The organism is Mycobacterium sp. (assembly GCF_049280035.1).
Lineage (GTDB): Bacteria > Actinomycetota > Actinomycetes > Mycobacteriales > Mycobacteriaceae > Mycobacterium.
In genome coordinates this window covers 1-11735 of the sequence record NZ_JBAPPI010000288.1, presented here as the reverse complement: position 1 = coordinate 11735, position 11735 = coordinate 1, and the positions used below count along the sequence as shown (strand labels likewise).

The window sequence follows — 11735 nt, the reverse complement described above, 5'->3', positions numbered from 1 at the left end:
CTCGACAACGTGACTCGCACTGCGGAGTTTGTGCGCCGAGTGACCGCACCCGACTCGGCGGTCCTCGCGCAGCTCAGCGCGTCCGACGAAATCACTGGCCGCATTCTGCGGACGGCCCAGGAGCAGTTCGAACTCGTCGGCATTCGCCGCACCAGTATGGAAGACATCGCCCGCCAGTGCGGCGTCGGAAAAGCCACCCTCTACCGCCGCTTTCCCACCAAGGACGCCGTCGTCGACGCCGTCGTACTACGCGAGGTGCAGCGCTATCTCGACGGCAATGACGTGGCCCGCTCACACGGCGACACCTTTGAAGAGCGACTGATCAACGGTGTGGTGTTCACCGTGGAGTTCGTGCGCGGCAACGCCTTACTCAACAAGCTGAGATCCACCGAACCCGAAACCATCCTGCGCAGCCTCACCGTAGACGCCGACCCCATCATCGACTGGGCGAGCGAAGTATCAGCGGCGCTGTTGGCCGCCGAACTATTTCCGGACACCACACCCACCAAAGCTCAACGCCGCCAGCTACTCACCGCCGGCGAATTGCAGACCCGACTGACGCTGTCCTTCGCACTGACCCCCCACACCACCATTGACCGTTCGACGCCCGCCGGGCTGCGTGCCTACGTACTCGACTTCATCCTCCCCTTGATTACCGACTGGAACCGACCGCGGAACGGCTAGTGGTTGACTGTGTAGCCGAGAAGGTGCGAGTTCCTGCGTACGCGAGCGCCCCCGGTTCGTTTGTCGGCATCCACCGACCGGGCGTTTCGTGGTGCCCCTACCGCACTCCCGGCATGAAGGATAGCGTTGCTACCTATTAGTGCAGTGGAGTCATTGGACGGCGCTGCCGAGTCGACTTCGGTGGTTATCGCCGGGGGCGGCCCGGCGGGGATGATGGCCGGGCTGCTACTGGCGCGGGCAGGGATCGCGGTGACGGTGCTGGAGAAGCACGGCGATTTCCTGCGGGATTTCCGCGGGGACACGGTGCATGCGTCGACGGTGGCACTGTTGGACGAGCTCGGCCTGGGCGCGGAGTTTCGGGAACTGCCGCAAAGCAGGATGACGAGTCTGCTGCTGCCCGGCACGGATTCGCAGCGCGTGCCTGTCAGTGTCTTCGCGGCCTTGCCGGCGCCGTACAACTACGTGGCCATGGTGCCGCAGTGGGATCTATTGAACCTGCTCGCGCAGGCGGCCAAGCGGGAGTCGGCATTCACGCTGCGCATGCGCACCGAGGCGATCGACCTCGTGGTCGCCGACGGCCGGGTGACCGGGGTGCGCTACCGCGGCCCCGAGGGCGCTGGCGAGCTCCACGCCGACCTGACGCTGGCCTGCGACGGCCGGGCCTCGGCGCTGCGCCGCGCCAGCGGCTTGCCCGCCCGGGAATACTGGGTGCCGTTCGACATGTGGTGGTTCCGGCTGCCGCGACATTCTGACGAGGCCGGTGACATCGCGGGCATTGCGCCGGCTTTCGGCCGCGGCGAGGCCTTGCTGGCGTTGACCCGAGAGGACTACTACCAACTCGCCTATCCGATCCCCAAAGGATCAGACGCACGCCGCCGCGCTGAAGGCATCGAAGCCTTTCGCGCCCGAATCGCCGCGTTGCGCCCGGACCTGGCCGACCGCGTCGAGGCGATCACGTCCATGGACGACGTGTTCGTGCTCGACGTCCGGCTCGACCGGCTACGGCGCTGGTACACCGACGGGCTGTTGTGCCTCGGCGACGCCGCCCACGCCATGTCCCCGGTCGGGGGGGTCGGGATAAACCTCGCCATCCAAGACGCCGTCGCCGCCGCGCGGCTGCTCGCAGCGCCGTTGGCCGAAAACCGGCTGACCACCGCCGACCTGGCCCGTGTCCAGCAGCGCCGGGAGCGGCCTGCGGTGATCCTCCAGACAATGCAACGAACGATTCATCTCGGCGTCGGCCCGCTGCTGTCGGGCCGAATTGCGGTGCGTCCACCCTGGGGCTTACTGCGCCTGGTGTCGCGTGCGCCGCAATGGATGCTGCGGATACCTGCTCGCCTGATCGCTGTCGGCCCGCGCCCCGAGCATGCGCCCGTCTTCGCCCGACGCTAAATCCCCGGGCAGACCATCTACCGGTCAGTCTGCGGGCCGACAGCATGCTAGTGGGTTTGCGGATTCGGTGCGCATCTTCTAAGCAAATTATGTTGTGGTGCAATATGACTCGCATTGATTGTAGTTACTGCATCTGGCGATCATCGGGAACAGGGTTATCTGTGTGGTTGTGTCTGGTGATCCCTTCTAGCCCTTGGAGTTAGCATGGGCGTACTTTGGCGGATTGGCGTGGATCAGCTTTGCCAATGCTGGCGCATAGCATCGACGAGTTCGTCGGCTCGTTCGTCTACGAAGTAGAGCCGGCCGCGGTCGGTCTCGACAATTCTGGACGCGCCAGGGATGAGATCGCGGAGCCATCGAGCCCATGGGAATGGTCTGGCCGACCGGGATTACGCAAGGCAACACCGCTCAGTTTAGGCAAGGCTATGCCGTGTAACGGCCGTTGCAGATGCAGCAGACCGAACCGACCGGCCCGCCGCTATCGGCGTAGGCGCGCCTGTCGGGGCAGCAAGAATGCATCCCAAAATGCGCGCGCTTCCAGCGAATTGCCCTGAGCAGGGCTTTTGCAGCGAAGATTAGCGAGCTCTCGCGACACGCCGAAGTCTTGTCAAACTAGGCAGGCGTGTCTTGTCAATCTTCCCTGCATTTCGACAGCTGTAGTAGCAGGCTTCTCCTCTTCGCTCGCCGAGATCTATTGTCTCCCTCGCAGCTTTCGATAATGTCGGTGATCTTCGCACCCTGGTTAGCGGGCGCTGAGCCGCGGCGTGTCGTTGACGTGATGGTCCGACCAAGACCGTCGATGTCGCGAATCGGTTTCACTTGTTGCGGTTGACGTGATTGGTCATTATCGGTGAGTGAGCCGCGTGAGCACTCCGCCACCGCTTGCGCCCGCCTTCGCTACAACTTGAAGCGGCCGGCGAATCCTCGCAGCGGTATGTCGGCGCTGGTAAGCAAGCCTGGTGGTGCGGCTACCACCGACGTGATGACGTTGAGGGCTGCACGAGCCACCGCGACGGTCTCAACGGCGGGGTGCATAAATCCTTGACTCTGCTCGAGCGGCTCGGTCGCCCCGTTCGCACGCTGGATGGTAGGACGCTGCTACAGATTTGAGCGACGCAGTCTTGCCGACCGAGGCGGCGACGTCACGCCTCTATTGCGTGTCCCGTCAGCGGTTTTCCGGCTGCCCTGCTACCAGACGGCAGGAGTCGTCGCCGTCGACGGACGCGTCGTACCATGGTGGGGTGCTGTAGAGATCCTCGGTGGGACTTATGGCAGCGGCGGGAACTGCGGCTGCGGCAAGGGCCTGTGCTTTGAAAGCGCGGGCGGCGCCACTGAGTCGATATTGCCGCCTGGCAAGTTGACCGTGGAGGTCGCTGGGAATTGACGGGCCCCAGAAGGTGACCTCGATGGCAGGTTGGTCTAGGGCTCGAAGGACCACTCCGCGAATGTGGTCGTTGTTCTCGACGATGCCGGGCGTGACGGCAATGGAAGTGGTTGTGTCGCCGTCGTTTATGGCTGCGAATCGTTGATGGCTGAGGAGCGTGGTGACTCCTATGATCTGCAGTGGGCGCAGATCGTACGGTTCAGGGAGAGCCACACTGAGGTCCCAACCGGCGAGGGCCCGGTCACACATCCAGCCTCCGGCAAAGTCGACCAGCTCGCCGACATCGTGAGCTACGACGCAGAGTTGGTAGCGGGTGGAGCTGATCACGGATAGCCACTTTCCGCCTTGATGTCCCATTGATCTCGCGGCCTTACCTGTGCGATGCGGCGAGGGCGGCCGCCCATCGGTAGTCGGCTTTTCCGGCGGGGGAGCGGATGATCATTGGCGCGCGGATGAATGCCTTGGGGATCTTGTAGTCGGCGATGCTGCCTCGGCAGGTATCGATGAGTTCGCGGTCGGTGACAGACGTTTCGGCGTTGAGAGCGATGATGGCGACCGCCTCGCTGCCCCACCGCGGCGAGGGCCGGCCGACCACGACGACGTCGGTGACCGCCGAGTGGGCGGCAATGGCGCGCTCGACCTCTTCCACGTATATCTTCTCGCCGCCGGAGTTGATGGTGAGCGAGTCACGACCAAGAAGTTCGATGCGGCCGTCGGGCAGAATCCGCGCGCGGTCACCGGGCACCGACCACCGGATTCCGTCGACGGTGGGAAAGGTCTGCGCGGTCTTGTCGGGATCGCCGAGGTAGCCGAGCGGAATGAGGTCGCGCCGAGCCAGCCAACCGTCTCCTTCGCCGGGGGTCAAAATCCTGTCTCGCTCGGGAGAAAGCACGGCGGTGTCGCGTTGGGGACCGAACGTCGCTGTCTCGTGCTGGGAATCGTTGTTGGAGACCGTGTTCAGCTGCATTCCCGACTCTGAAGAACCGACCCCGTCGATGATCGACACGTGCGGCAACGCGGCCATGATCCGATCCCGCATCGACGGTGACAGCGGTGCACCGCCGTTGGATATCGCGGCCAAGGCGGTCAAGTCGTATCGACGCTGTTCCAGGGCTTCGACGAGGGGCCGCGCAATAGCGTCGCCCACCACCGGGATGCTGAGAACTCTTTCGCGTTCGGCCAACTGCAACACCTCGTGAGCGTTGAGACGGTGAACGTCGTCGGGAATCACAATGCGGCCGCCCATGGTGATGGCATTGAACGCGCCCCACTGCGCGGCGCCGTGGATGAACGGCGCCACCATCAGCAGCGACACGACCCCGGCCGCTTGGCGGGCGCGCTCGGCGATTTCGGCGTAGGAGCCAAGGGGGCTGTCGCTGCCGAAAGGCCGTCCACCCAACGCGGCCAGGAAAATATCGTGCTGCCGCCACAGCACTCCTTTGGGCATACCCGTGGTGCCGCCGGTATAGAGGATGTACAAGTCGTCGCCGGACGGCTCGAACGATCCCGCCCTGGGTTGTGTTGCAGCGATGATGGTTTCATAATCAACGGCCCCAGGCAGTAGGTCGTTGCCCGAGTCGTCAGCGATCTGGATGAGTACCTGCAGACGAGGTAAGTCTGCCCGGATGGCAGCGATGCGCGGTGCGAACTCTGCGTGATAGACCACCGCGCGGGCATTGGCGTCGGCGAGCAGGAAGGTGAGTTCGTCTTCGACGTAGCGGAAGCTGACGTTGAATGGCGCCACGCGCGCGCGACAGCCGGCGATCATCGCCTCGAGATACTCGGTGCCGTTGCGCAGATAGATGCCCAGGTGGTCCTGCCCGGATTCGTGCCGCGCCAGATGCTTTCGCTCGGTATGACAGCCGAGTCCCACCGTGCGCAGGTATTCGGCCAGGGCATCGATGCGGCCATCAACCTCGCCATATGTCAAGCGGCGTTCCCGCCACACCATCATGTCTTGATCGGGGACAGCGTCGGCCACGGCTGAGAAGACCGAGGACAAATCGAAGAGGGTAGGGCCGTGCATCGTGTTCCTGGATTTGGTTGGGGGCAAGGATTTTACGGGCGTCCGACGCCTGGTATCGCGACTCGAAGCCGTAGGATGCGCCCGGTCGGCTGCTCAGTGATGTCGGACTTGTGCCAGGCGTCGGTGACACAGATGTAGAGGCTGCGGCGGTCGTGATCGCCGAGGGCGCACGCGAGCACGAACTGTTCGAGGTGGTGTTCGTCGGTAATGACCCCGTCGTGAACCCGAAACACTCGTTTGTTGATCGAGTCGGCGACCCAGCGGCCGCCCTGTTCGTCGAGGCATATCCCGTCGGGAGCGCAGAACCGGACGGTTTCGGTGGCAGGCAACGGTTCGCTGGTGCGATCGAACAGCACACCGTCGCGATGGGTGTAGCTGGTGAGCCGGCCCGCACCGGATTCAGCGACCACGATCGTGCTTTCGGTGTCGTCGACGGTGATGCCGTTGGGCACCATCAGGTCATCGGCCGCTGTGTCCACGGTGCCGTCGGGGTTGACGCGGATCACGACGGTGGGCCGAGGCTCGGGCTGTGGCGCGTCGAGGTCGAAGCCCAGCTGGGTGACGAATGCTGTGCCATCAGAGGTCACGATCATGTCGTTGATCTGGTGGGGTGCAAGTGGTTTCAGGTCGGCGTGTACGGTGGAGCGCCCGTTGGAGATCCGGTAGACGAGGCGTTTTGCCATTCCGGCGACCAGCAGGTCTCCGTTGGGCAACCAGCCAAGGCCCGCGGGTTCCTCCCCGGCGGGGAAGCGGTGGACCAGCGAGACGTCGCCCTCGTCGATGCGGTGAACGGCATCGCCGCGGATGTCGGAGAACCACAGATGTTCGTCGTGCCAGCGGGGGCATTCGGGCATGTGCAGACCGTCGGCGACGACGTCGATGGTGGAGTTGTGTTGGTTCATCAGCGTCGGGGCAGGCCGAGGACGAAGGTGGCGATGGTGTTCAACTGAATCTCCAGCGTGCCTCCGCCGATCACCCAGGTAGGGATGTCGAGCTCGTGAAACACTGGTTCACAACTGTTTTCGCTGAGGGCGCCGAGCGGGCCGATCAGGTTCAACGCCGCGGCGGCGGCGTCGACATGCAGCATCGAGGCCGCGGCCTTGCCGATGCTGGTGGCCGGGCCGGGGCCGTGACCCTGCAGTCGGCGTAACGTCTCGCGCAGGTTCATCGCCGCGATCGCCGCCCCGCGTGCGCTGATGCGGCCCAATGTGCGCAGTGCGTCCTCGCGTGTTCCGGCGTATTGACCGTCGCTGATGATGCGGCGGATGCGGGCTTCGTTCCCGGTGTCGCGGTAGGTGCCGATGAACAGGCGTTCCTGGGCGAGGGTGTCGATCGTAAGCGCCCAGCCCTCGCCCGGTTGTCCGAGCAGCATCGCGTCGGGGACGAACGCGTCGTTGAAGAAGACTTCGTTGAACTCTGCCTCGCCGTTGGCTTGTTTGATGGGTCGCACGTCCAGCTTCGGATTGGTCATGTCGATCAGGAACATGCTCAAGCCATGATGTTTAGGGTGCTTGGAATCCTCGGCTCCGGTGCGCGCCAGGCACAAACCCCAGTCGGCGAGGTGAGCTTGGGTGGTCCAGATCTTCTGACCGCTCAGCAGCCATCCGCCGTCGGTTTTGGTGGCGCGCAGGGTCAGTGACGCCACGTCAGAACCGGCATCGGGTTCACTGAAAAGCTGACACCAGATCAGCTCCCCGCGCAGTGAAGCCGCGGCCAGTGCCTCGATCTGTTCGGGGGTACCGTGCTTGAGCACCACGGGCAGGACCCATTGTCCGATGGCCATGGACGGCTGATCGAGGCCGCGCCGGTCGAACTCCTCCTGCACGATCAGCTGCTGCAGCGGGTTCGCATCGAGCCCCCACGGGCGCGACCAGGACGGGGCGACCAGTCCATGCTCGGCGAGCAGAGTGCGGCGTGGACCGGTGGCTACCGCGTCGTTGGTCCCCATTGGTGACTGGTGCGGGTTAGCCAGTGCGGCAGCCTGATCCAGCACCTCGGCAACCTGACGCCGGAAATCTTCTTCGTCGTCTGGCAGCGTCACGGTGAAGTCCCGCGGATCGTCGACTGCGACCTCGCCGAGTCGCGCCTCCCATGAGTCCACCGGTCCCGCCAGTCCCGCCAGCGTGATGGCGCGCCGCCAGTACAGGTGGACATCGTGTTCCCAGGTGAAGCCGATGGCGCCGTGTAGCGCAAGGCATTCCACCGCTGCGTGCACGGCTCGACCGAGGGCCATGATGGCCGCCCCCGCCACGGCATGACTGCGTTGCCCGGCGGTATCGGTGAGCCCGCGCACGCCGTCCCACGCCGAGGCCGTCGCGAGCTCACTCGTGATGCGCAGTTGCGCGGCGCGGTGCTGCACCGCTTGAAACGCCCCGATCGGTTTTCCGAACTGACTGCGCGACTTGACGAATTCGGTCGCAGCGTCCGAGCACCACGCGATGATGCCGGCGGCCTCCACGGCCATCGTCGCCACGATGAAGTCGCCGGCTTGGCCGGCGTCGATGCCGCTCAGACGCACCGCCTCGGTGACATCGACGTCGCAGAACCGAACGACCGCCAGGTCGCGTCCCAGATCGACACCATCCTCGACAGCGACGTCGATGCCAGCACTTTGCCGATCGACCACGAGCCACAGCGGCGCGCCGTCTGAGGCACCAGCAGCCTGCGCGGCCACAACGAACAGCTCGGCCGACGCTGCGCCCAGCGTCGCGGCGCTTTCACCATCGAGCCGCGCCCGGCCGGCATGCTCGCTGATGGTCAGAGACGATTGGGGCCCGAGCAGAGTGGCGGTCGTTCCGGCGGCGAAACGCTTGAGGATGCCGGTGGCGGCGTCGTCGAGCTTTGCGGTGGATACCACCGCGCTGGCACACACCGTCGGCAACAGCGAGCCGGGAAGCAGGGCGCGGCCGGCTTCACCGATGACCACCGCGATGTCCTCGATGGAGCCGCCCTGACCACCGACTTCCTCAGGAAGGTGCACGGCGTGCAACCCCAGGCTGATCAGGTCCAGCCAGTGGTCCGGACGCTCGCCGGCCTTGTGATTGGCCGTGTCCTTACGAGTGGACTCGCGTGCGCCATGGCGCTCGGCGAAGCCGGCGACGGTCTGGGCGAGTGCGCCCTGGTCATCGTTGAGTGCGACAGGCATCGGGCCTCTTGGGTGTTGTGGGGAACCGGTTCAACCCATCGATCGCCCGCCGCCGAGCGGTGCCAATCATTGAGGTCTCCTCGATTCAGCCGCTGAACTTGTGCGGACCGGCACAGCGGGTCTGGCTGCAGTGCAACGCTGATCGCTGGTAGCCGAATATCGGCCGTACAAGTATCATAAAGACATTAATGAGAAATACAAGTCCCCCCTACGATGAGCCGATGACGGCACCTGAAGGCAAGCTCAAGGCTGGTCGACGCCCCAACCGGCGCGGCGAGGCGTCACGCAAGCATGTCCTCGATGTCGCGCTGCGCCTCCTGGCCAGCGGTGGCCCCGAGGTGGTCAGCGTTAAATTGATCGCCAAAGAGGCAGACGTCACGTGGGGCACTGTTCAGTACCAGTTCGGAGACGCCGACGGATTCTGGGCCGCCACGATTCTGCACATCCTCGATACCGCGGGCCCGCGTGTCTGGGGCCGCCCATCGGCCGGGTCGGTCGAAACGCGGGTCGCAGAAGTCATCGATCTGCTGTGGAAGGCGTTCGACTCGCCGTACAACGCCGTCGTGACCAACCTGCGCACCGCGCTGGCCAAAGACCGCATCGAGCTCGAACGGAGCTATCCCCGCACCGCGGAGGCACTCGATGCGCTGGACGACAATTGGCTCACGCAGTTTCGGAAATTCTTCGACGGAATCACCGTCGACCCGCGTCACGCCCGGCAAGTCAGTGCGTTGCTGCCCGCAGCGCTTCGGGGCCTGTACGCCGAGCGCACTTTCGGATCGCACCTCGATATCGACGATGCCCTCGCCGGCCTTCGGGAGGCGATCACCTTCTACATGACGCCGAGCCCGCGCAAGAGCTAGGCGAAGTACCAACACCTGAAGCGAGGCCGCCCGCCCGCACCGCACCTTGGAAGGAGATTGACGTTGGACAGTCACCGCGCCACCGAGCTGGAACCAGGCATCGTCGAGCTGGAGCTGACCCGCCCGCACCGCCGTAATGCCTTGAGCAGCAATGCGATCGCTAAGTTACACTGCGAAATCGACCGCATCGGAGGCGATCCCGCCATGGGCCAGGTCTGGTTGTCCGACGCCCACTGCGTGGAAGCGACAATCCGGTTGGACCACATCAGCGCAACAACGACCACGATTTCGGTGATCACCCACCCGGGCCGGCGCCCGAAAACCCGCAGATACGCGATCGCGTAGACCGCGCTGAAACCGAGCAGGACGGCACACAACACCCAGGCCACGCGGGGGCGCTGCAACTCGGAGTTGACCGCGACCTGAAAGCCCAGCGCATACAGGCAACTCAGCGCACGAAACACCTGCGCCGCCCGCCACAACGGCGCGACCGCATCAGCGCCGGGGACCGCCACCACGGGCCCAGCATAGGCACCAAACAACGCGGCCACTACGGTTGGCTCGTGGCAAAGGGCGAGTGCGCATTGCGTCTCACCGGTGAACCGGCACTGGTCTTCACGAAAACGGGCACGGTGATCGACGGCATCCACGCGCAGAGCGCCAAGGATCGCGCGTGATCTCGGATCAGATCTGGCTGTCGCCGCTGTGGGTGCGCTGGCTGGTGCGCGCAGCGATGGTCGGGGCCTTTGTCGGCGCCGTCGTGGTCTTGGTGTATCCGATGTTCGTGTACCGGATCGGCTGGTTGTGGGCAGTGCTGGCCGTTATTGTGTTGGGCGCGATCATATCCGGGACCACCACGTATCTTCAGCGCCCGATCCGCCGCCGCTACCTGGATGCGCTACAACGACTTGACCGGCGGCGTAGCCTGGTGGCGCTCAAGGCGTTGCGCACCGGTGAGGTGCCCGCCGATCCGGACGTGTTGGCTGCCGCGATCAGAACCGGCGCCCTGGCGCAGGCCTATCAGCGGGGGACGACCCGCGCGCAGCGTGCAGCGCGGTGGTGGATACCGGCGGTGGCTATCGCGACTGCGGTGGTGGAGTTCCTCGCATCTGTTCCCCTCCTGGGCTGGCTGCTCATCGGTGTCGCCGTGCAGTCGGTGATTCAGTCGGTGGTCAGGGCGCGCCGGCGGCGGCGCATGCGCGAGAACCTGGAGGCGCTGCGCACCGCGGCCGATCCGGGGCTGGCGGCGCCTGGCGACGACGAGGTTGCGATCGCAATGCCGGCGCGCCGGTACTGGCAGCTCGTGGCTGCGGTCGCGATCCCGGTGATCGCGTTCATGACGCTGGTTTATGTCGTGGATCGAACGAGCCCGGATTGTCGCACCGTGCATGCTGCGGTGAACCTGATTTACGACAGCAGACAGCTGGGGGATCCGCAGAACATGACCCGTGGTGCGCCGGACCTCGCGGCCTATCGGACCTGGTCTGAACAACTGCGGAACTACGCCGGCCAGGTATCGGATCCTCGTATCGCGCCGCGTCTGCGCCGCATCGCCGACTTATCCGCCCAGGCGGTGGCACAAATCGCGCAATCCCGCGACGCCCTCGTCGCGCCGCCACCTGGCTACAGCATCAACGATCAGGAGAAGGCCTTTGGGACAACGATGCAGGCCCTCGTCGACGAAGACGACGCGGTGGCCGCGGTCTGCTTTCCCCACCACTAACCGGGTATGACGCGAATCGGCCAGGTTTTAGGATTTCACAATGACTGGTCCTGAGCCGGAACCGGCTCCGTCGGCTGCGCAGCCGCCGACCAATCGAAGACACGGCATCGGGCCGCGCAGTGTGTGCGCCATGGCGCTAGTTGTGCTCAGTGCTTGCGGCGCAACCATTGTCGGGTTCCCCGCGCGACCGGTGAGCTTGCGGTCCTTACCGAACTGGGATCTCGCGCAATTATTGCCCGGCGTCCACGATTTTCCCCCAGGCTGGAATTACTCATTAAGGGGCTCGGTGCATCGGACGGACCCCGAGAGCACCCCAGCGCGGCCATCCACCAGGGCTTCAGCTCCTGCGGCGGCCTACACACCGCGCGAATGCGCGCAGGTCCCCAAGATCGCCGAGCTCTTCGGCGGGCCCGGGTACGCCGCCCTCGTCCACGTCGACCGACAGACCGACGAGATCGCACGAGCGGTCCTGATGTCCGAAGATGAGCCGGACCCCAACGCGCGCTTCGTGATCTGGC

The 11735-nt window shown here is 65.0% G+C and carries 9 protein-coding genes and 2 pseudogenes; 5 read left to right on the top strand and 6 right to left on the bottom strand.

Annotated elements, in window-relative coordinates:
- Positions 1–9: 9 nt before the first annotated feature.
- Together WAN71_RS09620 and WAN71_RS09615 are read left to right on the top strand one after the other, a co-directional pair.
- Positions 10–684, top strand: coding sequence for a TetR/AcrR family transcriptional regulator (locus WAN71_RS09620; RefSeq protein ID WP_422225111.1), 675 nt, complete (start codon positions 10–12; stop codon positions 682–684).
- A 144-nt stretch (positions 685–828) separates the two neighbouring features.
- Positions 829–2076 (top strand): FAD-dependent oxidoreductase, encoded by a 1248-nt coding sequence (locus tag WAN71_RS09615; RefSeq protein ID WP_422225110.1) that lies wholly within the window; start codon positions 829–831, stop codon positions 2074–2076.
- Between the two features lie 897 nt (positions 2077–2973).
- On the opposite strand, the gene WAN71_RS09610 is transcribed toward WAN71_RS09615, so the two are convergent.
- From WAN71_RS09610 to WAN71_RS09590, 5 genes are all read right to left on the bottom strand, one after another.
- Entirely contained in the window at positions 2974–3111 is a 138-nt protein-coding gene (locus WAN71_RS09610) for a hypothetical protein (protein WP_422225112.1), read from the bottom strand.
- A 130-nt stretch (positions 3112–3241) separates the two neighbouring features.
- Complete coding sequence (locus tag WAN71_RS09605; RefSeq protein ID WP_422225109.1) at positions 3242–3787, bottom strand: hypothetical protein; 546 nt, start codon at positions 3785–3787, stop codon at positions 3242–3244.
- Between the two features lie 43 nt (positions 3788–3830).
- Positions 3831–5486, bottom strand: coding sequence for an acyl-CoA synthetase (locus WAN71_RS09600; protein WP_422225108.1), 1656 nt, complete (start codon positions 5484–5486; stop codon positions 3831–3833).
- A 32-nt stretch (positions 5487–5518) separates the two neighbouring features.
- On the bottom strand, positions 5519–6388 hold the full coding sequence (locus WAN71_RS09595) for an SMP-30/gluconolactonase/LRE family protein (RefSeq protein ID WP_422225107.1): 870 nt from the start codon (positions 6386–6388) through the stop codon (positions 5519–5521).
- Positions 6388–8631, bottom strand: a complete 2244-nt coding sequence (locus WAN71_RS09590; RefSeq protein ID WP_422225106.1) for an acyl-CoA dehydrogenase — start codon at positions 8629–8631, stop codon at positions 6388–6390. The genes WAN71_RS09595 and WAN71_RS09590 overlap by 1 nt, the downstream gene beginning before the upstream one ends.
- Positions 8632–8852: 221 nt before the next feature.
- Here WAN71_RS09590 and WAN71_RS09585 point away from each other — a divergent pair, with 221 nt between their 5' ends.
- Entirely contained in the window at positions 8853–9494 is a 642-nt protein-coding gene (locus WAN71_RS09585; RefSeq protein ID WP_422225105.1) for a TetR/AcrR family transcriptional regulator, read from the top strand.
- Between the two features lie 206 nt (positions 9495–9700).
- Here the strand turns inward: WAN71_RS09585 and WAN71_RS09580 are convergent.
- Positions 9701–10009: pseudogene (locus tag WAN71_RS09580) on the bottom strand (DUF5931 domain-containing protein); the annotation flags it as partial.
- A gap of 158 nt (positions 10010–10167) precedes the next feature.
- On the opposite strand from WAN71_RS09580, the gene WAN71_RS09575 reads away from it, so the two are divergent.
- Both WAN71_RS09575 and WAN71_RS09570 read left to right on the top strand, forming a co-directional pair.
- On the top strand, positions 10168–11217 hold the full coding sequence (locus tag WAN71_RS09575) for a hypothetical protein (RefSeq protein ID WP_422225104.1): 1050 nt from the start codon (positions 10168–10170) through the stop codon (positions 11215–11217).
- 40 nt (positions 11218–11257) lie between these two features.
- Positions 11258–11735: pseudogene (locus WAN71_RS09570) on the top strand (hypothetical protein); the annotation flags it as partial.

Coding starts and splice junctions, on each gene's coding strand:
- WAN71_RS09610 (WP_422225112.1), bottom strand. CDS start 3,111: ATGCACCCCGCCGTTGAGACCGTCGCGGTGGCTCGTGCAGCCCTCAAC.
- WAN71_RS09600 (WP_422225108.1), bottom strand. CDS start 5,486: ATGCACGGCCCTACCCTCTTCGATTTGTCCTCGGTCTTCTCAGCCGTG.
- WAN71_RS09595 (WP_422225107.1), bottom strand. CDS start 6,388: ATGAACCAACACAACTCCACCATCGACGTCGTCGCCGACGGTCTGCAC.
- WAN71_RS09590 (WP_422225106.1), bottom strand. CDS start 8,631: ATGCCTGTCGCACTCAACGATGACCAGGGCGCACTCGCCCAGACCGTC.
- WAN71_RS09585 (WP_422225105.1), top strand. CDS start 8,853: ATGACGGCACCTGAAGGCAAGCTCAAGGCTGGTCGACGCCCCAACCGG.